The sequence below is a fragment of the Microvirgula curvata genome (assembly GCF_054781615.1).
In genome coordinates this window covers 13,115-39,964 of record NZ_BAAGUB010000014.1, presented here as the reverse complement: position 1 = coordinate 39,964, position 26,850 = coordinate 13,115, and the positions used below count along the sequence as shown (strand labels likewise).

25 protein-coding genes are annotated in these 26,850 nt (G+C 67.0%); 20 read left to right on the top strand and 5 right to left on the bottom strand.

Annotated elements, in window-relative coordinates:
• Positions 1–36: 36 nt before the first annotated feature.
• Both ACYVG8_RS08325 and ACYVG8_RS08320 read right to left on the bottom strand, forming a co-directional pair.
• Positions 37–657 carry a response regulator transcription factor gene (locus tag ACYVG8_RS08325; protein WP_028498759.1) on the bottom strand — a complete coding sequence of 207 codons (621 nt, stop codon included), beginning with the start codon at positions 655–657 and terminating at the stop codon, positions 37–39.
• Positions 644–2,233 carry a sensor histidine kinase gene (locus ACYVG8_RS08320; RefSeq protein ID WP_159076033.1) on the bottom strand — a complete coding sequence of 530 codons (1,590 nt, stop codon included), beginning with the start codon at positions 2,231–2,233 and terminating at the stop codon, positions 644–646. Before ACYVG8_RS08320 ends, ACYVG8_RS08325 begins: the two co-directional genes overlap by 14 nt.
• Positions 2,234–2,373: 140 nt before the next feature.
• Here ACYVG8_RS08320 and ACYVG8_RS08315 point away from each other — a divergent pair, with 140 nt between their 5' ends.
• The 12 genes from ACYVG8_RS08315 to ACYVG8_RS08260 all read left to right on the top strand — a co-directional run bounded on the left by ACYVG8_RS08315 (position 2,374) and on the right by ACYVG8_RS08260 (position 11,554).
• Positions 2,374–2,586, top strand: a complete 213-nt coding sequence (locus tag ACYVG8_RS08315; protein ID WP_036385599.1) for a hypothetical protein — start codon at positions 2,374–2,376, stop codon at positions 2,584–2,586.
• A 67-nt stretch (positions 2,587–2,653) separates the two neighbouring features.
• A complete protein-coding gene (locus tag ACYVG8_RS08310; RefSeq protein ID WP_158537430.1) occupies positions 2,654–3,295 on the top strand; it encodes a GntR family transcriptional regulator in 642 nt (213 codons plus the stop codon).
• A 202-nt stretch (positions 3,296–3,497) separates the two neighbouring features.
• Positions 3,498–4,283, top strand: a complete 786-nt coding sequence (locus tag ACYVG8_RS08305) for a universal stress protein (protein WP_331637777.1) — start codon at positions 3,498–3,500, stop codon at positions 4,281–4,283.
• A gap of 10 nt (positions 4,284–4,293) precedes the next feature.
• Positions 4,294–7,164: a monovalent cation/H+ antiporter subunit A gene (locus ACYVG8_RS08300; protein WP_460745379.1), complete on the top strand. Its 2,871-nt coding sequence runs from the start codon at positions 4,294–4,296 to the stop codon at positions 7,162–7,164.
• Positions 7,164–7,514, top strand: coding sequence for a Na+/H+ antiporter subunit C (locus ACYVG8_RS08295; protein ID WP_028498762.1), 351 nt, complete (start codon positions 7,164–7,166; stop codon positions 7,512–7,514). The genes ACYVG8_RS08300 and ACYVG8_RS08295 overlap by 1 nt, the downstream gene beginning before the upstream one ends.
• Positions 7,511–9,106 (top strand): monovalent cation/H+ antiporter subunit D, encoded by a 1,596-nt coding sequence (locus ACYVG8_RS08290; protein ID WP_331637775.1) that lies wholly within the window; start codon positions 7,511–7,513, stop codon positions 9,104–9,106. The genes ACYVG8_RS08295 and ACYVG8_RS08290 overlap by 4 nt, the downstream gene beginning before the upstream one ends.
• Complete coding sequence (locus ACYVG8_RS08285; RefSeq protein WP_281660578.1) at positions 9,106–9,594, top strand: Na+/H+ antiporter subunit E; 489 nt, start codon at positions 9,106–9,108, stop codon at positions 9,592–9,594. Before ACYVG8_RS08290 ends, ACYVG8_RS08285 begins: the two co-directional genes overlap by 1 nt.
• Positions 9,591–9,872 (top strand): K+/H+ antiporter subunit F, encoded by a 282-nt coding sequence (locus tag ACYVG8_RS08280; RefSeq protein WP_028498765.1) that lies wholly within the window; start codon positions 9,591–9,593, stop codon positions 9,870–9,872. The genes ACYVG8_RS08285 and ACYVG8_RS08280 overlap by 4 nt, the downstream gene beginning before the upstream one ends.
• A complete protein-coding gene (gene mnhG / locus ACYVG8_RS08275) occupies positions 9,869–10,186 on the top strand; it encodes a monovalent cation/H(+) antiporter subunit G (RefSeq protein WP_028498766.1) in 318 nt (105 codons plus the stop codon). Before ACYVG8_RS08280 ends, mnhG begins: the two co-directional genes overlap by 4 nt.
• Positions 10,187–10,327: 141 nt before the next feature.
• Positions 10,328–10,564: a DUF2249 domain-containing protein gene (locus tag ACYVG8_RS08270; RefSeq protein ID WP_028498767.1), complete on the top strand. Its 237-nt coding sequence runs from the start codon at positions 10,328–10,330 to the stop codon at positions 10,562–10,564.
• 7 nt (positions 10,565–10,571) lie between these two features.
• Positions 10,572–11,192, top strand: coding sequence for a hypothetical protein (locus ACYVG8_RS08265; RefSeq protein ID WP_460745378.1), 621 nt, complete (start codon positions 10,572–10,574; stop codon positions 11,190–11,192).
• The gene (locus ACYVG8_RS08260) at positions 11,189–11,554 is read left to right on the top strand and encodes a hemerythrin domain-containing protein (RefSeq protein WP_460745377.1); all 366 of its coding nucleotides are present in this window, start codon (positions 11,189–11,191) and stop codon (positions 11,552–11,554) included. Before ACYVG8_RS08265 ends, ACYVG8_RS08260 begins: the two co-directional genes overlap by 4 nt.
• Here the strand turns inward: ACYVG8_RS08260 and ACYVG8_RS08255 are convergent.
• A complete protein-coding gene (locus tag ACYVG8_RS08255) occupies positions 11,529–12,452 on the bottom strand; it encodes a LysR family transcriptional regulator (RefSeq protein ID WP_331637774.1) in 924 nt (307 codons plus the stop codon). The genes ACYVG8_RS08260 and ACYVG8_RS08255 overlap by 26 nt on opposite strands.
• Before the next feature lie 96 nt (positions 12,453–12,548).
• Between ACYVG8_RS08255 and ACYVG8_RS08250 the strand changes: the two genes are divergently transcribed.
• From ACYVG8_RS08250 to ACYVG8_RS08225, 6 genes are all read left to right on the top strand, one after another.
• The gene (locus tag ACYVG8_RS08250) at positions 12,549–13,757 is read left to right on the top strand and encodes an MFS transporter (RefSeq protein ID WP_460745376.1); all 1,209 of its coding nucleotides are present in this window, start codon (positions 12,549–12,551) and stop codon (positions 13,755–13,757) included.
• Positions 13,758–13,795: 38 nt separating this feature from the next.
• The gene (dkgB, locus tag ACYVG8_RS08245; protein ID WP_028498771.1) at positions 13,796–14,605 is read left to right on the top strand and encodes a 2,5-didehydrogluconate reductase DkgB; all 810 of its coding nucleotides are present in this window, start codon (positions 13,796–13,798) and stop codon (positions 14,603–14,605) included.
• Positions 14,606–14,724: 119 nt separating this feature from the next.
• On the top strand, positions 14,725–15,975 hold the full coding sequence (locus ACYVG8_RS08240) for a mechanosensitive ion channel family protein (protein ID WP_460745375.1): 1,251 nt from the start codon (positions 14,725–14,727) through the stop codon (positions 15,973–15,975).
• A gap of 127 nt (positions 15,976–16,102) precedes the next feature.
• A complete protein-coding gene (locus ACYVG8_RS08235) occupies positions 16,103–16,558 on the top strand; it encodes an antitoxin Xre/MbcA/ParS toxin-binding domain-containing protein (RefSeq protein WP_051528754.1) in 456 nt (151 codons plus the stop codon).
• Positions 16,555–17,004, top strand: coding sequence for an RES family NAD+ phosphorylase (locus tag ACYVG8_RS08230; protein ID WP_460745374.1), 450 nt, complete (start codon positions 16,555–16,557; stop codon positions 17,002–17,004). The genes ACYVG8_RS08235 and ACYVG8_RS08230 overlap by 4 nt, the downstream gene beginning before the upstream one ends.
• Before the next feature lie 56 nt (positions 17,005–17,060).
• On the top strand, positions 17,061–17,963 hold the full coding sequence (locus ACYVG8_RS08225) for an alpha/beta fold hydrolase (protein ID WP_460745373.1): 903 nt from the start codon (positions 17,061–17,063) through the stop codon (positions 17,961–17,963).
• Positions 17,964–18,165: 202 nt separating this feature from the next.
• On the opposite strand, the gene ACYVG8_RS08220 is transcribed toward ACYVG8_RS08225, so the two are convergent.
• The gene (locus ACYVG8_RS08220) at positions 18,166–18,636 is read right to left on the bottom strand and encodes a cyanophycin metabolism-associated DUF1854 family protein (RefSeq protein ID WP_028498773.1); all 471 of its coding nucleotides are present in this window, start codon (positions 18,634–18,636) and stop codon (positions 18,166–18,168) included.
• Positions 18,637–18,647: 11 nt separating this feature from the next.
• Positions 18,648–20,942 carry a cyanophycin metabolism-associated ABC transporter gene (locus ACYVG8_RS08215; RefSeq protein WP_112692403.1) on the bottom strand — a complete coding sequence of 765 codons (2,295 nt, stop codon included), beginning with the start codon at positions 20,940–20,942 and terminating at the stop codon, positions 18,648–18,650.
• A gap of 567 nt (positions 20,943–21,509) precedes the next feature.
• Here ACYVG8_RS08215 and cphA (ACYVG8_RS08210) point away from each other — a divergent pair.
• Together cphA (ACYVG8_RS08210) and cphA (ACYVG8_RS08205) are read left to right on the top strand one after the other, a co-directional pair.
• On the top strand, positions 21,510–24,140 hold the full coding sequence (gene cphA, locus ACYVG8_RS08210; RefSeq protein ID WP_281660569.1) for a cyanophycin synthetase: 2,631 nt from the start codon (positions 21,510–21,512) through the stop codon (positions 24,138–24,140).
• 27 nt (positions 24,141–24,167) lie between these two features.
• Positions 24,168–26,756: a cyanophycin synthetase gene (cphA, locus tag ACYVG8_RS08205; RefSeq protein ID WP_460745372.1), complete on the top strand. Its 2,589-nt coding sequence runs from the start codon at positions 24,168–24,170 to the stop codon at positions 26,754–26,756.
• The last annotated feature ends 94 nt before the right edge of the window (positions 26,757–26,850 follow it).

The window sequence follows — 26,850 nt, the reverse complement described above, 5'->3', positions numbered from 1 at the left end:
ATCACCATGCTGCGCAATGCAGGTACCGGGTATGTCCTAGCCGTGTCCGGTGCCGTGCGACAGGTGCTTGCGCACCAGATCGGCAATCGACGCCGCATCGAGCTTGTCCATCAGCCGCGACTTGTGCACCTCGACCGTGCGCACGCTGATGCCGAGCAGCTCGGCAATATCGCGGTTGTGCCGGCCATCGACGACCAGTTGCATGATTTCGCGCTCGCGCGGAGTCAGCGTCGCGTAACGGCGCGCATGTTCGTCACTGCCACGGCGCTGGTGCTGCGCCGCGGTCTGGCTGGCACAGGCTTCCTCGATCGCCTGCAGCAGCCGCTGCTCGTCGACCGGTTTTTCCAGGAAGTCCAGCGCCTGCGAGCGAAAGGCCTGCCGCGCCGAATCGACGTCGCCATGCCCGGTCAGGATGATGACCGGCAGCCGGCAGCCCCGCTCGCGCAGGGTCTGCTGCAGGGTCAGCCCGTCCATGTCCGGCATGCGGATATCCAGCAGCAGGCAGCCGCTCAGGCCCGGAGTCCAGCGCTGGAGGAAGTCGGCGGCGGTCGAGAACAGCGCGGTGCGATAGCCGTGCAGGCTCAGCAACAGGCTCAGCGCATCGCGCACGCCGGGGTCATCGTCGACGATGAAAACCGTCAGGTCAGTGTGGGTCATCGGAAGTCTCAACGTCACCGGCATCGAGCGGAAGCCGGATTTTCAGAATGCCGTGCGTGCCGGCCTCGACCGTCAGCGTGCCGCCGTGGGTTTCGATGATCACCCGGCTGATCGCCAGGCCGAGCCCCATGCCGCTGGCCTTCATCGACACGAAGGGCTCGAACAGCCGGGCGCGGATCTTGTTCGGAATGCCGCTGCCGCTGTCGCGAACGCGTATCCACGCCCAGCCGTCACCGGCGCCGCTTTCGACCACCACCCGCGGTGAGGCGATCGACGCCTGCTCGACCTCCTCGAACGCATTGCTGAGCAGATTGCGCAGCACAATCTCAAGCTGAACCCGGTCACCGAGCAGACAGGCTTCCGGCGCCGGCGCCACCACGAACTCGACACCGCGCAGACGCGCGCGCTCGACAAACGGTGCGGTGGCGGCAGCTATCAGGCGCGCCACGGGCAGCGGTTCCAGCGCCGTCGAACCGGAGCGGAAGAATTCCCGCAGACGCTTCAGCACATCCGAGGCCCGCCGCGACTCGGCCACCATGGCGCCGACGGTCTTTCTCAGCAGCGCATCGTCGCCATTGCTTTCGATCAGCCGCGCGCAGGCACTGCCGTAGGCGGACAGCGCCGTCAGCGGCTGGTTCAGCTCATGCGCCAGCGCTCCGGCCATTTCACCGGCCGCAGCCAGCCGCAGCGACTGGCGCAGCTCGGCGCTGGCACGCCGCGAGCGATCGACCGCCACCCCGGTCAGGAAGCCGGCCAGCGTCAGTGTCAGCAGCAGTACCTGCACGTCCGGCATCTGCGGCCCCGGCCAGCCGGCCAGCAGGATGGCGGTGGTCACGCCGGCCTCCAGCACCACGGCCGCGACAATGACCCCGGCCATGCCCTGCCGTGCCGCCGCCCAGGCCAGCGGCAGGAACAGCAGATAGAACGTCAGGATGCGGTCATCCGGTCGCAGCCATGCGCCGGCCAGAATCACGCTGATCGCCAGCGCACAGCCGAGCGTCTCGCGCTTGCAGACCGCCTGCACGAAGTCGGCACGCGAATCCTCGCGGCACAGCAGGTAGAACAGCGGCATGCCGATCAGCATGCCGGCGATCTCGGCCATCCAGTAACGGATCAGCACATCGACGCTCAGTATCTGGGTATTGCCACTGATCGCGACCAGTGCACCTGTATGCAGCAGGGTGCCGAACAGGGCGCCGGCCACGATCACGCCGGTCAGCCGCAGCAGGCTGCGGTGGTCGGCAAAAAAGCCGCCGTCCGGCAGGCCGCGCCGCAGGGCATGGGCGGTGGCGACATAGGCCAGCACCGGCATCAGGCCGGGCAGCAGGGTATTGACGGTGTTCTCGACCGGAAAGGGGGCCAGCCATTGCGCCAGCACGATGGTCAGCAGCAGTGGCAGCAGCGCCTTGTTCCCTTCCAGCAGCAGGAACACCAGCGCCAGGCCGGCGGCCGGGTGCCAGACCTGGCCATTGGGCAGAAAAGCGGCGTACGGGCCGGTGAACAGGTCCAGGACCACGTAGACGGCCATGAAGGCGAACACTCGCCAGATGCGATGGACATCGCGCATGTCAGTCATGACACAAGATATCCGGAATTCAACAGCCGCCCAGTATCCCCGATTTTCATCACCGCGCGGAAGCCGGCGGGGCGGATGCCGGTTGACGTCCTTTATTGTGACACGTAACATGAAACACGAAACATGACGAAAGGGCTGCCATGCACGACGACGATTCCCGGTCGGACCCGACCGCTGTGGCGCTGTTCATCATCGCCCGCCTGTTCGGCGTGGCGCTGCTGCTGTACGGGCTGGCCATCGCCGGCGCCCCGGCCGATCACGCAGCCGACCGGACGGCCCTCCGCGTCGCCAGATCGCCGGCCGGCGACTGCGCCGCACCGGCCGCAGCGGCTGGCGCGGCACACGGAGACTGAGCGGCCGGGGCACAGGCGCGGTACGATAGCACCCCTGACCACTGCCCCGCCTGCCATGACCAAGCCCTTGTCCCGTTCCACCCTCAGCAGCGACGCCTATGCGACCGTTCGCGCCATTCTGCTCGATGGCGAGCGCCATGCGCCGGGTGACAAGATCAGTGTCGAGGCGCTGGCGCAGGAACTGGGTGTCAGCCGCTCGCCGCTATGGGCAGCGATCTCCCGGCTGGAAGCCGAGGGGCTGGTCGAGGTGCGGCCGCGCCAGGGGGTGTTCATGCCGGCCTTCCGTGCCGACGAGGTACGCGACATCGCCCGGGCCCGGGAGGCGCTGGAGGGCATGGTGGCCCGGCTGGCCGCCGCCCAGGCCGACGAGGCGCAGATCGCGGTCATGGCCGATTCGATCGACCGTCAGGCACAGGCCATAGCCGCCCAGGACCGCGCCGGCTATGCCAGCGCCAACCAGCATTTCCACGAAGCGCTATTGGCTGCTGCCGGCAGTCCGACGCTGTCGCGCCTGCTGCATGCGCTGTATGGACAGATGATGGCCATGTGCGGCCGGCGGCCGTTCAGCTTCGACCAGCTGGCGTGCAATCGCGGCGAGCATGTCGCGGTGCTCGATGCAATCCGCCGGCGCGACAGCGACCGTGCCGACGCGATGGCCCGGCAACACGTCAACTCCCTGGTGCAGGCGCTGCTGGCCGCCGGAGACTGACGGGCCGGGACGGCACAGGCGGCCGTCCGCCTGATGGAACCCTGCCATGCCCGTCCTGTTCTTCGCTGCCGTGACGGGCGGACCGCCCGGCCCTACGGGTTTCCCTTACGTGCCGCCCGAATTTTCCGTATCCCCACCATCTGCAATACTGTAAAGGTATGCCGGATCTGCGGCGCATGACGGACAAATGGCAAGGGGCGCGATGGATTCGACGAACAGGGTACTGATTGTCAGCGACGGCGTGGCCGACGAGCAGCCGCTCATCGACGCCGCCGCCGCGCTCGGCACGCCGGCCTCCGCCGGCGGCACCCTGTTGCGCATCGCCCCGCCCGCCTGGTCACCGCTGGCGCCCTTGCCGCGCCCGCTGCCCCGGTTCCCGACCGGTGGCGACTGGCAGGTACTGGCCGATGCCAGTCTGGCCGAGCTTGATATCCAGCGTCAGCGCCATCCGCTGACCCTCGCCGCCCACCAGCCGGCCCCGTGGCCGCGCGAGGGGCTGACGGCCCTGACCCGTCAACTGCTGACCCCGCCACACGGCACGCTGCTGATCGTCCGCCGCCCCGGCGCCGCACCGTACCGGCGTGTGCTGGTCGCCATCGAACTGTCGGCGGACCGTGCGGCGGACTGCCTGCAGCTTGCGCGCCGCTTTGCGCCGGCAGCCGAGCTGACCGTGCTCCATGCCCTGCCCCGGCAGCCGGACGCGGCCGACCAGGCCTGCCCGCCGGACCAGCGCGAAGCCGCGCTCGACCGCCTCGATGCGCTGCTCGACCAGGCCGGCCTGTCGCCGCGACAGGCATTCAAGATTGCCGAATGCGCCCATGCGCCCGAACTGATACTCGACAAGGAACGCGAATTGCTAGCTGATCTACTGGTGATCGGCGGCCGGACCCCGTCCGCGCTGCGACGCCTGTTCTACCGCGGCGTCATGCCACAAGTGCTTGCCCAGGCCGGTTGCGATGTGCTGATCGCACCGGCCCAACCGCGATGACGGGAACACCATGTCGCTGATCCTGATCGTCCTGCTCCCCTTCATCGGCAGCCTGCTGGCTGCCTGCATGCCATCCAATGCGCGCAATGCCGAAGCCTGGCTGGCCGGCGGCGTCGCCGTGGTCTGCGCCGCGCTGGTCATCAGCCTGCAGTCACAGGTCGCCGACGGCGGCGTGGTCCGCCATGCGCTGCCGTGGATCGCCGGGCTCGATTTCTCGCTGCGTCTCGACGGGTATGCGTGGCTGTTCGCGCTGCTGGTTGCGGTCATGGGCGGCCTGGTGGTGCTGTATGCCCGCTATTACATGTCGCCGGACGATCCGGTGCCGCGTTTCTTCTCGTTCTTTCTCGCCTTCATGGGGTCGATGCTCGGCGTGGTGCTGTCCGGCAACCTGATCCAGCTGGTGATGTTCTGGGAGCTGACCAGTCTGGCGTCGTTCATGCTGATCGCCTACTGGAACCACCGTATCGACGCCCGGCGCGGTGCGCGCATGGCGCTGATCGTCACCGCCACCGGCGGACTGTGCCTGCTGGCCGGCGTGCTGATGCTCGGCCAGGTGGTCGGCAGCTACGATCTCGACCGGGTGCTGGTGGCCGGCGACCGGGTACGCGCCCATGCATGGTATCCGGCGATCCTGGCGCTGACTGCGCTCGGGGCGCTGACCAAGAGCGCGCAGTTCCCGTTCCATTTCTGGCTGCCGCACGCGATGGCGGCGCCGACGCCGGTGTCGGCCTATCTGCACTCGGCAACCATGGTCAAGGCCGGCGTGTTCCTGCTGGCCCGCTTCTGGCCGGTGCTGTCCGGCAGCGAGGAATGGTTCTGGCTGATCGGTGGCGCCGGGCTGTGTTCGCTGGTGCTTGGCGCCTATGCGGCAATGTTCCAGCGCGACATGAAGGGCGTGCTCGCCTATTCGACCATCAGCCATCTCGGTCTGATCACACTGCTGCTGGGCATGAACAGCCCGCTGGCGCTGGTCGCCGCGGTCTTCCATATCGTCAACCACGCCACGTTCAAGGCCTCGCTGTTCATGGCCGCCGGCATTGTCGATCACGAAACCGGCACTCGCGATCTGACCCGGCTCAGCGGCCTGGCCCGGGCGATGCCGATCACGGCGACGCTGGCCATGGTGGCGGCGGCCTCGATGGCCGGTGTCCCGCTGCTGAACGGCTTCCTGTCCAAGGAAATGTTCTTCGCCGAGACGGTTTTCACCGCCCACAGCGGCTGGCTGCCGGTGGCAGCGGTGATTGCCGGCATTTTCAGCGTCGCCTACTCGCTGCGCTTCATTCTGCAGGTGTTCTACGGCCCGGCGCCGCACGATCTGCCGCGCGCGCCGCATGAACCGCCGCGCTGGATGCTGGTGCCCAGCGCGCTGCTGGTACTGGCCTGCCTGCTGGTCGGCATCCTGCCGGGTCTGACGGTCGGCCCGTTCCTCGACAACGCGGCACAGGCCATTCTCGGTGTCGACAAGCCGGCATACAGCCTGGCGATCTGGCACGGCTTCAATCTGCCGCTCTTGATGAGCCTGGTCGCACTGGTCGGCGGTGTGCTGCTGTACCTGTGGCTGCAGTGGCGCCAGGCCAGCGGCGGCATCCTGATCTACCGCTTTGACGGCAAGCGCGCGTTTGAATTCGTGATGGCGACCAGCATGTCGGCGGCCGACCACCTGATGCGCTATGTGTCCTCGCGCCGGCTGCAGGTGCAGTTGCTGCTGCTGGTGTGCGCAGCCTTCACCGCCGCGCTGATTCCGCTGTGGCCGCACGGCTTCCGCTTCGGCGACAAGCCGCTGGCCCCGCTGGACCCGGTGTTTGCGCTGCTGTGGCTGAGCGGCGCGGCCTGCGCCGTCGGAGCCGCGCACCAGGCCAAGTACCACCGGCTGGTGGCGCTGATTCTGGCCGGCAGCGCCGGGCTGGCGACCTGCCTGACCTTCGCCTGGTTCTCCGCACCGGATCTGGCACTGACCCAGATCACGGTCGAAGTAGTCACCGTGGTGCTGATCCTGCTCGGCCTGCGCTGGCTGCCGCGCCGCATCGAGCAGCCGGGCCAGGCTGGTGCCGGCAGCGTCATCGCCTACAGCCGCCGGTTGCGCGACTTCGGCATTGCGGCACTGGTCGGCTGCGGCATGGCCGGGCTGACCTTCGCCGTCATGTCGCGAACGGCCATCGAGGGTATCGCACCATTCTTTATCCGTGAATCGCTGCCGCAGGGCGGCGGGCTGAATGTGGTCAACGTGATCCTGGTCGACTTCCGCGGCTTCGATACCCTGGGCGAGATTACCGTGCTCGGCATCGTGGCGCTGACGGTCTACGCGCTGCTGCGCCGCTTCCGCCCGGCGCCGGAAAGCGTGGCGCCGCCACAGCAGCAGCTCGACCAGCCGATGATGGCCGCGCCGAATCCGGATGCGGCCCTGCCGGCCGGCTACCTGATGGTGCCGACGGTGCTGGTGCGGCTGATCATGCCGGTCGCGGCGCTGGTGTCGCTGTACTTCCTGCTGCGCGGCCACAACGCCCCCGGTGGCGGCTTTGTCGGCGGGCTGATCCTGTCGACGGCGGTGATCCTGCAGTACATGTTCGGCGGCATTGTCTGGGTCGAGTCGCGCTCGCGGCTGCACCCGCAGTACTGGATCGCCATCGGCCTGCTGGCCGCCGGCAGTGCCGGCATCGGCTCGTGGTTCGCCGCGCGGCCGTTCCTGACCAGCCTGGCCGGGGATCTGTATCTGCCGCTGATCGGCGCGGTGCACCTGTCCAGCGTGCTGCCGTTCGATATCGGCGTCTACATGCTGGTGGTCGGCGCGACCACACTGGTGCTGGTGGCGCTGGCCCACCAGTCGCTGCGTACCCAGCATCGCAAACCGCTGCCCACACAACAGGAAAGGCAGGCCGACTGATGGAAATCGTCTATGCACTCGCCGTCGGCGTTCTGGCCGGCGCCGGCGTCTGGCTGCTGCTGCGGCCACGCACCTTCCAGGTGATCATGGGGCTGTCGCTGCTGTCCTATGCCGTCAACCTGTTCATTTTCGGCATGGGCCGGCTGACCATCGACCGCGCGCCGATCGTCGACCCGAGCCAGGTCATGGATCCGTCGCGTTATGACGACCCGGTGCCGCAGGCGCTGGTGCTGACCGCCATCGTCATCGGCTTCGCCACCACGGCACTGTTTCTGGTGGTGCTGCTGGCCTCGCGCGGCCTGACCGGCACCGACCACGTCGACGGGCGGGAAAGCGGGGGCGACTGGTGAGCGACTGGACTTCCCACCTGCCGGTGCTGCCGGTCATCCTGCCGCTGCTGGCCGGCGCCCTGATGCTGACGCTCGGCGACGCGCGCCGCAATACGCGCGCCAGCATCGCCGTGCTATCGACGCTGGCGCAACTGGCGGTGGCCGCGGCGCTGCTGGCTGGCGCGGCAGCAGCAGCGCCGATCGCGGTCTACCAGGTCGGCAACTGGGCCGCGCCGTTCGGCATCGTGCTGGTGGTCGACCGGCTGGCCGCGCTGATGCTGGTGCTCAGCGCCGTGCTCGCCCTGGCGACGCTGGTCTACTCGCTGGCACGCTGGGACCGCTCCAGCGTCCACTTCCACCCGCTGTTCCAGTTCCTGCTGATGGGGCTGAACGGCGCATTCATGACCGGCGACCTGTTCAACCTGTTCGTGTTCTTTGAAATCCTGCTGGCCGCCTCGTACGGGCTGGCGCTGCACGGTTCCGGGCTGGCGCGGGTCAAGGCCGGCCTGCCTTACGTGGTGGTCAACCTGGTGGCATCACTGATGTTCCTGATCGGCGCCGCACTGATCTACGGCGTGACCAGCACGCTGAACCTGGCCGATCTGGCGGTAAAGGCACCGCAGCTGGCCGGCGACGAACGGCTGCTGTTCGAGGCTGGCGCGGCCGTGCTCGGCGTGGTGTTCCTGGTCAAGGCCGCCGCCTGGCCGCTGAATTTCTGGCTGCCGGGTGCCTACGGGGCGTCGTGCGCGCCGGTCGCGGCAATGTTCTCTATCATGACCAAGGTCGGCATCTATGCGCTGCTGCGGCTCGGCAGCCTGCTGGGCGCCGATGGCGGCCTGTTTCCGTATACCGGCGACTGGCTGTTCGGCATCGGCCTGCTGACGCTGCTGTACGGCACGGTCGGCGTGCTGGGCGCGCAGCAGATGGAACGGCTGATCGGTTTCTGCGTCATCGTCTCGTCCGGCACGCTGATGGCGGCGATCGGCATCGGTACGCCCGGCACCATTGCGCCAATGCTGTTTTATCTGCTGAGTTCGGTACTGGCGACCGGCGCCTTTTTCCTGCTGGTCGAGATGGCCGAACGCAGCCGCGCCTTCGGCGCCGACCTGCTGGCCGTGGCCATGGAAGCCTTCGGACTGGAAGACCCGGAGGACAAGCGCCATTCCGACGATGTGGTCGGCGTCGCCATCCCGGCGGCCATGGCCTTTCTCGGCCTGGCTTTCGTGATCTGCACGCTGCTGGTCGCCGGCCTGCCGCCCCTGTCCGGCTTTGTCGCCAAGTTCTCGCTGCTGTCGGCCGCGCTGGCCGGCGCCGCTGACGGCACGACCCCGCTCAGCGCCTGGGCATTGACCGTCGCCGTGCTGCTGTCCGGGCTGGCCGGGGTAATTGCGCTGTGCCGGATGGGCATGCGCATTTTCTGGAGTTCGGCCCGCACCGTGCCGCGCCTGCGGGTGATCGAAGCCGGGCCGGTGGCCGGACTGATCGGCCTGTGCGTGGTAATGGCCATTGCCGCCGGGCCGGTGATGGGCTATCTGGTCGACACTGCCAGCGCGCTGCAGAACCCGCAACGCTATATCGACGCGGTGCTGACACCGCAGAACGGAGCACGCTGATGGCCCGCAAACTCGCCTGGCTGCCGCTGGCGGCAGCGCTGCTGCTGCTGTGGCTGATCCTGAACGACAGCCTGTCGCCCGGCCAGATCGTGCTGGGTGCGCTGCTGGCGACGACACTGTCGCTGCTGGTCGCGGCCATGCGGCCGCTGCGGGCGCGGCTGCGGCGGCCGGTGGTCGCACTGTCGCTGCTCGGCCATGTGCTGGTCGACATCGCCCGCTCCAATCTGGCCGTGACCGGCATCATCCTCGGCCCGCCCGAGCGGCGCGCGCACTCGGGCTTCATGCGCATCCCGCTCGACCTGCGCGATCCGCACGGCCTGGCCGTGCTGTCGATCATCGTCACCGCCACCCCCGGCACGGTCTGGTCCGGCCTCGACCCCGACAGCCACACGCTGACACTGCACGTGCTCGAACTGCACGACGAGGCACACTGGATCAGGACCATCAAACAGCGCTACGAGCGACCGCTGATGGAGATTTTCGAATGAATATGCTGCTGACCCTGGCGGTGAACTTCGCCCTGCTCTGCTTCGTACTGGCCATGTGCTGCGCCGCCTGGCGCATGCTGAAGGGCCCCGGCGCCAAGAACCGCATCCTGGCGCTCGACGCGCTGTATATCAGCGGGATGCTGACCGTGCTGACGCTCGGCGTGCGTTCCGGCGCGGCGGTGTATTTCGACATCGCGCTGCTGATCGCCCTGTTCGGCTTTGTCGGCACCTGCGCCATGGCCAAGTTCCTGCTGCGCGGCGAGGTGATCGAGCCATGAACCAGCTTCCGCTGTGGGCCGCCATCCCGGTCGTGCTGTTGCTGTGCGCCGGCGGTGTGCTGACCCTGATCGGCGCGATCGGCCTGTTGCGTCTGCCGCACTTCTACGCACGCATGCACGGCCCGGCGCTCGGCAATACGCTGGGCGCGGCCTGCGTGCTGCTGGCGTCGATCCTGGCGTTTTCGGTGCTCGGCCAGCGCATGGTGGTACAGGAAGTCCTGATCAGCGTGTTCCTGCTGATGACCTCGCCGGTCACGGCCATGCTGCTGATGCGCGCCGCCCTGTTCGAGGATGGGCGGGACAAGACCGACTGAGCGACGGCAGAAATCCGAACGGAATCAGTCCGTTCGGGTCTTCCCGCCGATAAAGATGTAATTTTTATATTGCTTTTGATGCAGACAAAAAGATAAGCTTCATTCCACATACCTGTTCATCCCCTACAAGGAGCCCGCGTCATGAGTGAAGTGCTTATCGATGTCCGTCAGATCCCGCCGCGCGACCGTCACCCGCTGATCTTCGGCACGTTCGACAGCCTGCAAACCGGCCAGTCGCTGCTGCTGTGCAATGATCACGACCCGAAGCCGCTGCACTACCAGTTCATGGCCGAGTACGCCGGGCAGTTCGACTGGCAATATCTGGAACAGGGCCCGGACGAATGGCGCGTGCGCATCAGCCGCGTCCAGGCGGCCTGATCACGCCATGCCCATGACCACACTGTATGACCAGGCACCGCGCATCACCATGCGCGACCCGCTCGCCGACTTTCTCGGCGCAACCGACGACGGCCTGCTGACCTATCGCTATCTGGACGCGGTCCGGCTGGCCGGCCATTCGTGTCCGACCGTGGCGTCGGCTTTCCTGATGACCCGGGCAGCACTGGCCGCACTGTACCCGGACAGCGTGCCGGAGCGCGGCGCGCTGCATGCAGAACTGTCGGCAGCACGGACCGACGGCGTGTGCGGCGTGATCGCCAGTGTGGTCACGCTGCTGACCGGTGCCACCGGCGACGGCGGATTCAAGGGCATCGGCGGACGTTTCGACCGGCGCCAGTCGCTGCACTTCGGCACCGGGGCGGCGGACACCCTGCAACTGCGTCGCACCGATACCGGTGCCGCGGTCGGCGTCAGCGCCCGGCTCGACCGGGTGCCGGCCGCACCGGACGGCAGTACGCTGATGCAGCGCGCCCTGTCGCCCACGGCCTCGCCGGCCGAACTGGCCGCCTTCCGCCGCAGCTGGCAGGACCGGGTCCGCCGCCTGCTGCTGGAACATGCCGATGACCCGGTGGTCTTTGTCGTGCGCCCGCTGGACCCGCCGGCATGAAGCGCCACCCGCTGCTGCAGTCGCTGTCGCGCGAGCACCAGCCGGCGCTGTCGCTGGCCGTGCGCCTGAAACGCGCCGATGCCGGCCAGGCCGTCAGCGTGTTCGCGCAACTCGACCAGCCGGCACTGCTGGCCCATTTTGAGGAAGAAGAGCGCGACTGGCTGCCACTGCTGCTGGCCGACGACGAACGGCCGCTGCGCGAGCGGACGCTGGCCGAGCACCGCCAGCTGCGCGCGCAGCTGACGGCAATCAGTGACGGCGACAGCGCGCGAATCGCCGACTTCGCCATAACGCTGGAAGCCCACGTCCGTTTCGAGGAACGCGAGCTGTTCCCGCTTATCGAGCGCCATCTGCCCGGATAAGCCCCTGACCGTCGACGCCGATACGGCGGCTGACAAAGTCCAGAAAACAGGCAATCCGTGCCGCCAGCTGGGTATTGCGGTAATAGACGGCGTGGATCGGCTGGCGTACGTCCAGTGTGATCTCTGCCAGTACCGGCAGCAGCGTCCCGGCTTGCCGGTCGCTGCCGGTCATGAAATCCGACAGGCAGGCGATACCCTCGCCGGCCAGCGCCAGCTGGCGCAGGGTTTCCCCGCTGGACGCAGCCAGTGTCGGCCGGACATGCAGCAGGCCGCCATCCGCGTCACGCACTGGCCAGTCATTCAGCGAGTCCGGCCGGGTAAAGCCCAGCAGCGCATGACGGTCAAGGTCGGCGACTGTGGCCGGCCAGCCCTGTGCGGCAAGATACGCCGGGCTGGCCAGCAGCCGCAGCCGGCTGCTGCCGAGCGCGCGTGCATGCAGGGTCGAGTCGCGCAGCGGCCCGATGCGGATGGCCACGTCAGTGCGCTGTTCAAGCAGGTCGATGACCTGCTCGCTGCTGTGCAGTTCCAGCGCAATCTGCGGATACAGGCGACGAAAGTCGCCAACCAGCGGCACCAGCACATGCAGCATGAATGGCGACGCCGCATCGACCCGCAGGCGGCCGGCCGGCGTCTGCCGGCGCAGCGCCATCTGGTCTTCGGCATTGTCGACCGCGGCCAGGATCTGGCGTGCATGGAGCAGAAACGCTTCTCCCTCTTCGGTCAGCGCCAGCCGGCGCGTAGTCCGCTGCAGCAACGTGGTATCCAGCTTGGCCTCCAGCCGTCCCAGCGAACGACTGACGCCGGACACGGTCAGCCCGAGCTGGGCCGCCGCCGCGGTAATCGAGCCGTGGTCGACCACGGCGACAAAGGCCTGCACTTCTTCCAGGGTCAGGTTCATTGTTGATTTTCAGTCAATTATCTTGCGAGGATAACGGGCTTAATCTGCAAATGTAAATCAGGGACACTGCGCGGCATTCCAACCCGGAGTCCCGTCATGCCCATCGCCCTGCTGGCGCTGACCCTCAGCGCCTTTGCCATCGGAACGACCGAATTCGTTATCGTCGGCCTGATTCCCACCATTGCCACCGACCTCGGCGTCGACCTGCCGTCCGCCGGCCTGCTGGTCAGCCTGTACGCGCTTGGTGTCGCCGTCGGTGCCCCCGTGCTGACCGCACTCAGCGGCAAATGGCCGCGCAAGACCCTGCTGCTGTCACTGATGGCGCTGTTCACCGTCGGCAATCTGCTGGCCTGGCAGGCGCCCGGCTACGAATCGCTGATCGTGGCCCGCGTGCTGACCGGCCTGGCCCACGGCGTGTTCTTCTCCATCGGCTCAACGCTCGCCACCGGGCTGGTGCCGAAGGAAAAGGCCGCTGGCGCCATCGCCATCCTGTTTACCGGCCTGACCGTGGCCCTGGTGACCGGCGTGCCGCTCGGCACGTTCATCGGTCAGCACTTCGGCTGGCGCAACACCTTCCTGCTGGTGTCCGCGCTCGGCGCCATCGCCTTCCTCGGCAGCCTGGCCTTCGTGCCGTCCGGCCTGCGTCACACCCGCCCGGCCTCGCTGGCCGAACAGCTCCGGGTGCTGGCCAGGCCCCGTCTGCTGCTGGTCTATGCCATGACGGCCGTCGGGTACGGTGGCACATTCACGGCCTTCACCTTCCTGGCACCGATTCTGCGCGAGGTCTCCGGCTTCAGCGCCGATGCCGTCAGTCTGGTGCTGCTGGTCTATGGTGTGTCGGTGGCCTTCGGCAATCTGTACGGCGGCCGGCTGGCCGACCGCATCGGCCCGGTACCGGCCCTGAAACGCATTTTCCTGGTCCTGGCGCTGGTGCTGTTTGCGCTGACCTTCACCGCCGGCAGCAAGGTGCTGGTGCTGCTGACCGTGCTGGCCTGGGGGGCTGTCGCCTTCGGCAATGTGCCGGGCCTGCAGCTGTACGTGGTACGCCAGGCCGAACGCGAAGCCCCGCGTGCGCTGGATGTCGCCTCCGGGCTGAATATCGCCGCCTTCAATCTCGGCATCGCCGGCGGCGCCTGGGGCGGCGGGCTGGTGGTCGCGCATCTCGGCATCATGCAGACGCCGTGGATCGGGGCGCTGGTGGTGCTCGGCGCGCTCGGGCTGACCGCACTCAGCGGCCATCTTGATCGCAGGACCGTCCCGGCGGCAGGCGGCGAGACGCCGCTGGCCACCGCCTGCGCCGACTGATTTTCCCTTCAACACCCTAACGACAAGGCAGATCCATCATGAACATGCCCGCCATCGGCCTCGGCACCTTCCGCCTGCAGGGCCAGACCGTCATCGACTCGGTGCGTACCGGCCTCGAACTCGGCTACCGCCATATCGACACCGCGCAGATCTACGGCAATGAGGCCGAAGTCGGCCAGGCCATTGCCGACAGCGGCCTCGACCGCGGCTCGTTGTTCGTCACCACCAAGATCTGGACCGAAAACCTGTCTGCCGTCGCGCTGGCGCCGAGTCTGGAAGCCTCGCTGACCAGGCTGCAGCTGGACCAGGTCGACCTGACACTGATCCACTGGCCATCGCCCGGCGACGCGATCCCGCTGGCCGAATCGCTGACCGCGCTGGCCGAAGCAAAGGCACGCGGGCTGACCCGGCATATCGGCGTTTCCAACTTCACCCTCGCCCAGCTGCAGCAGGCCATCGACCTCGTCGGCGCCGACCGGATCGCCAGTGTGCAGATCGAGATGCATCCGTTCCTGCAGAACCGCCGCGTGGCGCGCCTTGCCGGCGAGAACGGCATCCCGGTCACCGCCTACATGCCGCTGGCTTACGGCAAGGTCATGCACGACCCGGTGCTGCAGCGGCTGGCCGTGCAGCACGACACCAGCCCGGCGCAGGTCGCGCTGTCGTGGTTGCTGCAGCAGGGTTTTGCCGTGATTCCGTCCTCGACCCGGCGCGAACATCTGCAGGCCAATCTGCAGGCGGCACGGGTCCGCCTGTCGGCGGCGGACAGCGCCGCCATCGCCGCCCTGGAGCGGGGCGAACGACTGGTCAACCCCGATTTTGCGCCGCAATGGGACCCGGACGCCTGAATCTGCCGCGGTTTTGCCCACTGCCCGCCACATGGTAAGGTTTCCCGCCCGGTGATCGCGGGACCGGCCGGTCCGTCGCGCGATCCCTGTACAAGGAGGCGAAACGGAAAGTGACGAGCATGAATTGGGAAGTGTGGATGAACGAGCCATGGGCACAGTGCGTGGCCGGGCTGCTGGTATTGTCGCTGGTCGCACTGGTGGCGCAGTTCCTGGTCGAACGGGTGCTGGTTCGTGCCGTGCATGTCATGACCCGGCGCAGCGTCTGGGAATGGGACGACATCCTGTTCGAACAGCGCGTGCTGCACCGGCTGGCGCAGGCCACCCCGTCGCTGGTGGTGCAGTTCGGCCTGCGCTTCGTGCCGGCACTGCCGGCCGGGCTGGAAATGGTGCTGCTGAACGTGGCACTGGCAACCACCGGCCTGTTCTGCCTGCTGGCGGTCAGCGCGCTGCTTAACGGGGTGCAGGAGATCTATGCCCGTACCGAGCATGCGCGCACGCGCTCGATCAAGGGCTTCGTGCAACTGGCCAAGATCGCCGTATTCACACTGGGCGGGATCTTTATCGTGTCGACGCTGATCGACCGCTCGCCACTGATCCTGCTGTCCGGCCTCGGTGCGATGTCGGCAGTGCTGCTGCTGGTGTTCAAGGACACCATCCTGTCACTGGTTGCCAGCGTGCAGTTGAGCACCAACGACATGCTCAGCGTCGGTGACTGGATCGAGATGCCCCAGGTCGGTGCCGACGGCAGCGTGGTCGATATCGCGCTGCATACGGTCAAGGTGCAGAACTGGGACATGACCATCACCACCATCCCGACCTGGCGGCTGATCTCGGAGAGCTTCCGCAACTGGCGCGGCATGCAGCAGTCGGGCGGGCGCCGCATCAAGCGCACGCTGCGGCTTGATGCCGGCGGCGGGCGCTTCCTCGACGAGACAGATCTGGCGCGGCTGCGCGACATCCGCCTGCTGGCGCCATATCTGGACGGCAAGAGCGAGGAGCTGGCCCGCAGCAACAGCGCGCTGGGCCATGCGGTCCCGCCGGCCAATCTGCGCCGGCTGACCAATATCGGCACCTTCCGCGCCTATGCCCAGGCCTATCTCGACGCCCATCCGGACATCCACCACGACATGACCTGCATGGTGCGGCTGCAGGAGCCGCAGCCGGAAGGCATCCCGATCGAGGTGTACTGCTTTACCGCAACCACGGTCTGGGCGCAGTACGAGCGCATCCAGGGCGATGTGTTCGATCACCTGCTCGCCATCCTGCCGGAGTTCGGCCTGTCGGTGTACCAGAGCCCGAGCGGCAATGACCTGCGGGCGGCCTTGCGCCCTTCTTCTCATGCCGGAACGGCATCGTCCCGGCCCGCGTAGCGGCAGTCGCCGCAGCCGGTCGCGTGCCCGCATTGCGCCACGCCGGCAATTTGCCGATAATTAATCGGCAAATTGCCGATTGGCCATTCCGGCCAGCGGTGGCGCCAATGCACCAGGAGGGCACGACATGACCCAGGCCATCTTTGCACCGACCCCGGACCGGACCGCCTGCGGCGGCCACTTCGAGCGACTGTCGGTCCTGCTGGGCCAGCCGGTGGATACCGATCTGGCGCTGGCCGGCATGGTCAGCGCCGGGGTGTCGCCGGGCGTGATCGACAATCTGGTCCGCTCCGGACTGACCCGCAAGGAGCTGGATTTCGTCATCAACCCGCGTACGCTGACCCACCGGCTGGCCCGGCACGAGTCGCTGACGCGCGAGGAATCCGAGCGTGCGGTGCGGGTGGCCAGCCTGCTGGCGCTGGCCGAGCAGGTATTCGGCGACCGCCATCTGGCCACCGACTGGATGCGCAAGCCGCTGCGACGTTTCGACGAGCAGTCACCGCTGGAGATCTCCCGCACCGAGCAGGGTGCACGGCTGGCCGAAACCGCGCTGATCCAGATCGACGAAGGCTACTTCGCATGAGGCTGTGGCGGATCAGCCGCCATGCCGACCTGCGCGGTCAGGGCGGGCTGCGCGCCGGGGGGTGCTGGCACTCGCCCGGCCGGCCGGTCGTCTACCTGGCCGACCATTCCGCGTCGGCCATGCTGGAGATGCTGGTGCATCTGGAACTGGACGTCTTCCCGCGCCACTACCCGTTGCTGCAGATCGACATCCCGGAACCGGCATCCCTGTTGCATGCCGACATCAGTGCCCTGCCCGACGACTGGCACGAACAGCCGCAGCTGACCCGCCGGATCGGCGACGCCTGGCTGGAGCAGGCGCCGTCCGCGCTGCTGCAGGTACCGAGCGCACTGACGGTGGACGGCAGCAACTATTTGCTGAACCCGGCCCACCCGGCCGCCAGCGCCTGCCGGATCGTGTCGGTGCAGGCCCCGCCGCTGGACCCGCGCCTGTCGCCTCGCCGCTGACAACTGTTCCTGCCACCCTGCCCGCCCATGCGGCGCTGCGGTAAACTGCACCCACCATGCCGATATCCGTACACCCGTCCCGCAGCGAATTCCTGTCCGCCCATGGCCTGCGTCATCACATCCGCCGCTGGGGCACACCCGGCGCGCCGCGACTGTTCCTGCTGCATGGCTGGATGGACCATTCGGCCACCTTCCAGTTCATGGTCGACGCGCTGGCGCACGACTGGGACATCATTGCACCGGACTGGCGCGGTTTTGGCGCCTCCCAGCACAATACCGGCAGCTATTTCGCCGCTGATTACCTGGCCGACCTCGACGCGATCCTCGAACACTACTCCCCGCAGGCTCCAGTGCGACTGGTCGGCCACAGCATGGGCGGCATGGTGGCCAGCCTGTATGCCGGCATCCGGCCCGAACGCGTGGCGGCGCTGGTCTCGATCGAAGGCTTCGGCCTGCCGGCGACCTCACCCGACGAAGCGCCGGCCCGCTATGCGCGCTGGCTGGCGCAAAAACGCTCGGGCATGCGCTTCGGCCCGATCGGCGACCTGCAGGCACTGGTGGCCAAGATGCTGAAACGCCAGCCCTTCCTGCGCCCGGACCGCGCCGCCTGGCTGGCCGGGCACTGGACCGAAACCGGCGACAATGGCGAGCTGCGCTATCGCGCCGACCCGAAGCACAAGATGGTCAACCCGGTGCTGTACCGGCTGGAAGAAGCCAGGGCCTGCTGGCGCCATATCACCTGCCCGGTGCTGTGGCTGGCCGGCGACTCGCCGGAGCCGAACAGCCTGACCTTCAATATTCTGGAACTGATGCGCGAGCGCCGCGACGGCTTCGCCGACCTGCGCGAAGCCAGCATCGCCAACGCCGGTCACATGGTCCAGCAGGACCAGCCCGAGGCGGTTGCGGCAGCGGTGGAGGCGTTTCTGCTGGAAACCACGGCATACGGCAAGGCAGGCTGAAGCATCGGCGCAAGTCCCGGGCACGCCTGCCGGTTTTCGCGCGTATGCCACAACCGCAGAACGTAGGGGATGGGTGCCTGGATTTCATGCCGCATTTCGCAGTGCCCGACGAAAATCCTGCGGACTTCACGCGGCTCGAATTCCTCAAGCCTTTCACCTATGCGCGGGTTGGTCAGCAAGCCGACTGGCACAAGGCCGGCCCTTACAGGAACCGGTCCAGCAGCTTGCGGCTGGTCTTGTCCAGCGCGTTCATGTCGCGGACCAGATAGTGGATGCCGTTGTTGTCGGTAATCAGCAGATTCGGCGGTGCCAGGCGACGGATGTCTTCCTCGCCCTTCAGCACGAAAGCGGTTTCGCCGCGGTCGGTATCGACATACCACACGCACGGGCAGGCAAAACCGGACACCGCGCTCAGACGCCGGATCTCCGGCATGAACTCGCGCCCGGCCAGCTCTTCCTCGATCAGCGCGCGCGGGGCGGCCGGCAGCGCGGATGGCCGCGAGATCCAGACCAGTTCCTTGCCGTCATGGCTGAGCAGTGACAGGCCGTCGTCGGGCGCGGCAATCGGGAACGCGCGCACCGGGACGACATTCTCGTGCACCGTGCCGTCGGCAGTGGTCAGCACCAGGCGGCCGAAGGCGTTGCGGTCGAGGCTGAAATCGGTTTCGGTCATCGGTGTCTTTCTCAATCGTCCACGGTTTCCGACAGCGCGCCTTCCGACACGCCCTCGGCTTCCACCTGGCGCTGTTGCGCCTGGTACAGGCGGTAGTACGCCCCTTCGCGGGCGATCAGTTCCTCGTGCCCGCCCACTTCGACGATCTCGCCCTTGTCCATCACCACCAGCCGGCTGGCACGACGCAGCGTGGACAGGCGGTGGGCAATGGCAATGGTGGTGCGGCCGCGCACCAGGTTGTCGAGCGCCTTCTGGATTTCCTTCTCGGTTTCGGTGTCGACCGATGCCGTCGCCTCGTCGAGAATCAGGATGCTCGGGTTGATCAGCAGCGCACGGGCAATCGAGATGCGCTGGCGCTCGCCGCCGGACAGGGCCTGGCCGCGTTCACCGACCAGCGAATCGTAGCCGTGCGGCAGGCGCAGGATGAATTCGTGGGCATGGGCGGCACGGGCGGCGGCGACGATTTCCTCGCGGGTCGCATCCGGCTTGCCATAGGCGATGTTGTCGGCAATGGTGCCGAAGAACAGGAACGGCTCCTGCAGCACCAGACCGATATTGCGGCGGAAATCGGCCACGCGCAGCGAGCGGATATCCTCGCCATCGACCAGAATGGCACCATCGGCCACGTCATAGAAACGGCAGATCAGGTTGACCAGCGTACTCTTGCCCGAACCGCTGTGGCCGACCAGACCGATCATCTCGCCCGGCTGGATGGTCAGGTTCAGGTTGCGGATCACCGAGCGGCTGCCGTAGCGGAAGCCGACGTCGCGCAGCTCGATCTTGCCGCTGACATTGCCGACCGACACCGGGTGGCTCGCCTCCGGCACGCTGGATACATGGTCGAGGATGTCGAAGATGCGCTTGGCGCCGGCGGCAGCCTTCTGCGTCACCGACACGATGCGGCTCATCGAATCCAGCCGGGTGTAGAAGCGGCTGATATAGGTCAGGAACGCGGTCAGCACACCGACGGTAATCTGGTCATGCGACACCAGCCAGATGCCGAATGCCCACACCACCAGCAGGCCGATTTCGGTCAGCAGGGTCACGGTCGGCGAGAACAGCGACCAGACCTTGTTGACCCGGTCGTTGACGGTCAGATAGTGGCGGTTGGCTTCGCGGAAGCGCCCGGTTTCCCGTTTCTCCTGGGCAAAGGCCTTGACCACGCGGATGCCGGGAATGGTATCGGCCAGCACATTGGTCACTTCGGACCAGATGCGGTCGATTTTCTCGAAGCCGTGGCGCAGGCGGTCGCGGACCAGATGGATCATCCAGGCGATGAAGGGCAGCGGCAGCAGCGTGACCAGTGCCAGCCACGGATTGATCGAGAACAGGATCGCCGCCGTCATGATGATCATCAGCACGTCGGTGGCGAAATCCATCAGGTGCAGCGACAGGAAGATGCAGATGCGGTCACTTTCCGAGCCGATGCGCGCCATCAGGTCGCCGGTGCGCTTGCCACCAAAATACTGCAGTGACAATTTCAGCAGGTGTTCGTAGGTCGAGGTGCGCAGGTCAGCGCCAATGCGTTCACTGACCAGCGCCAGGATATAGGTTCGTCCCCAGCCCAGTACCCAGGCGAACAGCGCCGAGCCGAACAGGCCGAGCAGGTACAGCTTGACCAGCCCGGTGTCGATCGGCGTGCCGTTCTGGTACGGGATCAGCACCTTGTCCATCAGCGGCATGGTCAGGTATGGCGCGACGAGGGTCGCCGCCGTCGACAGCAGCGTCAGCACGAAGGCGGTCAGCAGCCGGCCGCGGTACGGACGGGCAAAGCGCCACAGCCGGAACAGCGTCCAGGTGGTCGGTGGCGTGCCGGTCTCGCCGCTGCAGTGCGGGCAGTCGGCATCCGCCGACGCCAGTGTCGCATTGCAGTTCGGGCAGACGGCGCTGACTGCGAGTTCGGCAGCCGGCAGGCCGGCCAGATAACGGTCGCGGTGCAGCGTGAACTGGTCGACCAGCCGCAGCGCGGCCGGGTTCAGTCCCAGCGTGAAGCGCCAGTCGGCCAGGCGGGACTCACCGTCGACCAGCTCGATCGCGCCGACGCCGGCATGGTCGCTCAGGCGCAGGGCCAGGCCCTCGCGATAGCCCCAGATCTTCCAGCTCTTGCTGTCCGGCGCTCGCGCCAGCAGGCGGCGATCGGTCACGATCACCATGCCCGGCTGGAAATGCAGTCGCCGGTCCAGATCGACTTCCAGCCACGCCAGCACGGTTTCCCCGACCGACAGGCTGGACTGCACTTCATGTTGCCATTCGTCGGGCAGCGTGCTGCGGGAGTGGACGTTTGCTACGGATAAATGATTTGTCATTAGCTGATTTCTGGCGAGAGGGGCAACGGGCCCGACCGTGGTGAAGCTGCCTGTCCTGGAGACGATGACTGCACGCAGAAGAACGGACCATTCACGTGCAATTCATTTCAATTCATTACACACCATTACATTCAATCGACTTCACAATCACCGCAATGCACTTGCGCGAATTGAAATAGTTTGTAATGAATTGTGCGTCACCGGCCATTCAGATTCCGCAGACGGTTTCACAACAAGGATTTAGCGCATCCGGACCGCGATGAAACTTGAATCCGCCTAGAGTTTAATTGCTGGAGAAGCAAGTGTATAGTACCTCCCGTTCCTACTCGGAGCTTCCAATGCCTCGCTGCCAGACCCCGCCCACCGGTGCGCCCCGCCCTGTCACCGGTCGTCGGCGATACGGCCACAGGTTTAAATGAAAGATTCAAAGTCAGGACTTGCTTGTTTCCATCTCGAACTCATTTACCCCTCACTTGAATAGCATTCTGATCAACGATTAATAATCGGATACAAATTGATCCAATCAGAAACATTTCAGGTACGGAAACCTACGGCATTATTTGGAACATGAAAAAGAAAGACATTGAAATTCTCCGCGTCATCTCCCTGCGCGGACCGAACATGTGGACCTACCGCCCGGTACTCGAGGCCTGGGTCGATATCGGCGAACTGGAAGAATGCCCGTCCAACACCCTGCCCGGCTTCTACGAGCGCCTGTCGAGCTGGCTGCCGTCGCTGATCGAGCACCGCTGCAGCTACGGCGAACGCGGCGGTTTTCTGCGCCGGGTCGAAGAAGGCACCTGGCCGGGCCATATCCTCGAACATGTCACGCTTGAACTGCAGAACCTGGCCGGCATGCCCGGCGGTTTCGGCAAGGCACGCGAAACCCCGATCCGCGGCGTGTACAAGGTCGTGGTCCGCGCCTGGCACGAAGATGTCACCCGCGCCGCCCTGTACGCCGCGCGCGATCTGGTCATGGCCGCCATCGAAGACCGCCCGTTCGATGTCGCCGCCGTGGTCGACACGCTGCGCGACCTGGTCGATGACCATTGCCTCGGCCCGAGCACGGCCTGCATCGTCGACGCCGCCGACGACCGCGATATCCCGTATTTCCGCCTGAACACCGGCAACCTGGTCCAGCTCGGCTATGGCGCACGCCAGCGCCGGATCTGGACCGCCGAGACCGACCGCACCAGCGCCATCGCCGAAAGCATTTCGCGCGACAAGGACCTGACCAAGACCCTGCTTGAAGCCTGTGGCGTACCGGTCCCGGAAGGTCGCTACGTGCGCAGCCCGGAAGACGCGTGGGAAGCCGCCGAGGAAATCGGCGTGCCGGTGGTGGTCAAGCCGTATGACGGCAACCACGGCCGCGGCGTGTTCACCAACCTGAACACCCGCGAAGAAGTCGAAGCCGCGTACAAGGTCGCCATCGACGAAGGCAGCGGCGTGATCGTCGAACGCTTTGTCGAAGGTCTGGAGCACCGCCTGCTGGTAGTCGGCGGCAAGCTGGTCGCCGCCGCCCGCGGCGAAGAAGCCTGGGTAGTCGGCAACGGTCGCGAAACCGTGCGCGAACTGATCGACAGCCAGTTGAACAGCGACCCGCGCCGCGGCCGCACCGAAGACCATCCGCTGAACACCGTGCGCCTCGACACCGCCGCCCGTCTCGACCTCAAGCGTCAGGGCTTCGAACCGGATTCGGTCGTGCCCGCCGGGGTCGACGTGCTGATCCAGCGCAACGGCAACGTCGCCTTCGACGTAACCGACATCGTCCACCCGGAAGTCGCCGCCGCCGTGTCGCTGGCCGCGCGCACTGTGGGTCTGGACATCGCCGGCGTCGACCTGGTCACCCGTGACATCACCCGCCCGCTGGAAGAACAGCGCGGCGCCATCGTCGAAGTCAACGCCGGCCCGGGCCTGCTGATGCACCTGCGCCCGGCCGATGGCACCCCGCGCCCGGTCGGCCGCGCCATCGCCGCCCATCTGTTCCCGGAAGGCGAAGACGGCCGTATCCCGATCGTCGGCATCACCGGCAGCAACGGCAAGACCGTGGTCGCCCGCCTGGTCGCCCGTCTGCTGCGCCTCAGCGGCGCCCACGTCGGTCTGGCCTGCAGCGACGGCCTGTTCCTCGACCGTCGCCAGGTGGAAACCCGCGACAGCGCAAACTGGGACGCCGCCCGCCGCATCCTGATGAACCGTGCGGTCGATGCCGCCGTGTTCGAGAACGACAGCGGCGCGCTGCTGAACGACGGCCTCGCCTACGACCGCTGCCAGGTCGGCATCATCACCAATATCGACAACCCGGATCACCTTGGCGACAACCATATCGATACCGCGGATCGCATGTTCAACGTGCTGCGCAGCCAGATCGACGTGGTACTGCCGACCGGCGCCGCCATCCTCAATGCCCGCGACACGGACGTGGCCGAGATGGCTGCGCTGTGCGACGGCGAAGTGATCTACTTCGCCCTCGACGCCGACCTGCCGGTGGTGCAGGAACACCTGGCTGCCGGCAAGCGTGCCGTCGTGGTCCGCGACGAACAGGTCGTACTGGCCACCGGCAGCGATGAAATCGTGCTGGCCCAGGTCGACGACTTCCCGCTGACCCGTGGCGGCCGCGTCGCCTTCCAGACCGAAAACGTGCTGGCCGCCATTGCCGCCGCGTGGTCGATGGGCCTGTCGACCGACCTGATTCGCGCCGGCATTGTCACCTTCGAGCCGGACCGTCACGATGCCACCGGCCGCTTCTCGGTATTCGAGAGCCAGGGTTCGACCGTGATCGTCGACGACGCCCACAATCCGGCCGCGCTGCAGGCGCTGGTCGATGCGCTCGGCCGCTTCCCGTGCAGCCATCGCACCGTCGTCTACGGCGGCGGCGTCGACCGCCGCGACGAAGATCTGGTCCGCCAGGGCGAAATCCTTGGCGCCGCCTTCGACCGCATCGTGCTGACCGACGACGCCACCGTATCGTCGCAGCGCCCGGCAGGCGCCGCCCGCGCCCTGCTGCGCCAGGGGCTGGCACAGGCGATCCGCGCCAGCGACATCCGCGAGGAAAGCGATGCGACGCGCGCCGTCGACGATGCCCTGGCCGCCCTGTCGGCCGGCGAATGCCTGATCATCCAGTGCGGCGAGGGGAATCCCCGGCCCGTACTCAACGCTGTCCGCCAGTGGGCTGGCCAGCAAACCCCGAACAACCGCTAAGCCCTACCGGACAGGACGCATCTCAAAATGGAAGTCTCCCGTATCCGCGCTCTGCGCGGCCCGAACCTGTGGAGCCGGTACACGGCGATCGAAGCCATCGTCGCCTGCACCGACACCGAACGCACGCTGGCCGGGATGGCCGGGTTCGAAGACCGGTTGCGCGGGCTGTTCCCGGAACTCGGCGCCCTGAAGACCCTGCGCCACGATGAAACCGTGTCGATGGCCCATGCACTGGAAGCCGTCGCCCTGGCGCTGCAGGCACGCGCCGGCTGTCCGGTCAGCTTCAGCCGCACCACGGCAACGCTGGAAGCCGGCATCTACCAGGTCGTGGTCGAATACACCGAGGAAGAAGTCGGCCGGCTGGCCTTCGAGCAGGCCGAAGCGCTGCTGAAGGCCGCCGACGCCGGCCAGCCGTTCGACGTGCAGGCCGCCCTGGCTGCCCTGCGCGATCTGGACGAGGATGTCCGGCTCGGACCAAGCACCGGCAATATCGTCGACGCCGCCGTTGCCCACGGCATTCCGTTCCGCCGCCTGACCAGGGGCAGCCTGGTCCAGTTCGGCTGGGGCAGCAAGCAACGCCGCATCCAGGCCGCCGAAGTCGACAGCACCAGCGCCATCGCCGAGGCGATCGCCCAGGACAAGGAACTGACCAAGGTGCTGCTGCACGCCGCCGGCGTGCCGGTGCCGAACGGCCGCACCGTGACCGATGTCGACGACTGCTGGGCCGCCGTGCAGGAAATCGGCGGCGCGGTGGTGATCAAGCCGCAGGACGGCAATCAGGGCAAGGGCGTTGCGGTCAATATCTCGACCCACGACCAGGTGCTGGCCGCCTACGCGGCAGCGTCGGAAATCAGCAGCCATGTGCTGGTTGAACGCTTTATCCCCGGCCATGACTACCGTCTGCTGGTGGTTGGCGACCAGCTGGTTGCCGCCGCGCGGCGCGAACCGCCGCAAGTGGTCGGTGATGGCGCCCTGACGGTGCGCGAGCTGATCGACGTGGTCAACCTCGACCCGCGTCGCGGCAGTGGCCACTCGACCTCGCTGACCCGCATCCGCCTCGACGACATCGCCCTGGCCACCCTGCAGACCCAGGGCCTGGACGCCGACAGCGTGCCGGCCCGCGGCCAGCGCGTGGTGCTGCGCAACAATGCCAACCTGTCCACCGGCGGCAGCGCCACCGATGTGACCGACGACGTCCACCCGGAACTGGCCGCACGCGCCATCGCGGCAGCGCGAACCATCGGCCTCGACATTGCCGGCGTCGACGTGGTCTGCGACAGCGTGCTGCGTCCGCTGGAAGAACAGGGCGGCGGCATTGTCGAAGTCAACGCCGCCCCCGGCCTGCGCATGCATATCCAGCCGTCGTTCGGCAAGGGCCGCGATGTCGGCGAAGCGGTGATCTCGTCGATGTTCGCCCCCGGCGACAACGGCCGCATCCCGGTCATCGCCGTCTCCGGCACCAATGGCAAGACCACCACAGTGCGCCTGTCCGCCCACCTGCTGGCGCAGACCGGCAAGCGCGTCGCCATGACCAATACCGACGGCGTCTACATCAACGGCCGTCGCACCGATACCGGCGACTGCAGCGGTCCGCGCAGCGCGCGCAACGTGCTGTTCCACCCGGACGTCGACGCTGCCGTGTTCGAGACCGCGCGTGGCGGCCTGCTGCGCGAAGGCCTCGGCTTCGATGTCTGTGACGTCGCCATCGTCACCAACGTCGGCATGGGCGATCACCTCGGCCTGAACTACATCTCCACGCTGGAAGACCTGGCGGTGCTGAAGAGCATCATCGTGCGCAATGTGTCGACCACCGGCATGGCCGTGCTGAATGCAGCCGATCCGCTGGTGGCACACATGGCCGACGCCTGCCCGGGCCAGGTCACCTACTTCGCCATCGACCCGACCCTGCCGGTCATGGTGTCGCACCGCGCCCAGGGCAAGCGGGTGATCTACGTCGACGGCGGTGACATCGTCGCCGCACAGGGCAGCAGCGAAGTCCGCCTGGCCCTGGCCGACATCCCGCTGACCGCCGGCGGCCGGATCGGCTTCCAGGTCGAAAACACCCTGGCCTGCGTCGCTGGCGCCTGGGCACTCGGCACCGACTGGGACACCATCCGTGCCGGCCTGCGCTCCTTCGTCAGCGATGCCGACACCGCGCCGGGCCGCTTCAACCTGTTCGAGTACAACGGCGCCACCCTGATCGCCGACTACGGTCACAACCCGGACGCGATCCTGGCCCTGACCCGCGCGATCGAAACCATGCCGGCCAAGCGCCGCTCGGTGGTGATCAGCGGCGCCGGCGACCGCCGCGACCAGGACATCCGTCAGCAGACCGAGATCCTCGGCGACGCGTTCGACGAAGTCATCCTGTATCAGGACGCCTGCCAGCGCGGCCGCGCTGACGGCGAAGTGCTCGCCCTGCTGCACCAGGGGCTGGCCGGCGCCAGGCGCACCACCGCGATCGAGGAAATCCATGGCGAATTCCTCGCCATCGACACCGCCCTGTCGCATCTGCGCCCCGGCGACCTGTGCCTGATCCTGATCGACCAGGTCGAGGAAGCGCTGGCCCATATCGCCAACCGCATCCGCGAGGCGAACGACGGCATCGCCGCCTGACACGACTGCCAGGCCGGAACGCCGCTTTCCCGTAACGGGAAAGCGGCGTTTTCATTTCCCCGTGTAAACCGGGCTGCATACCGGCAGAAAAACG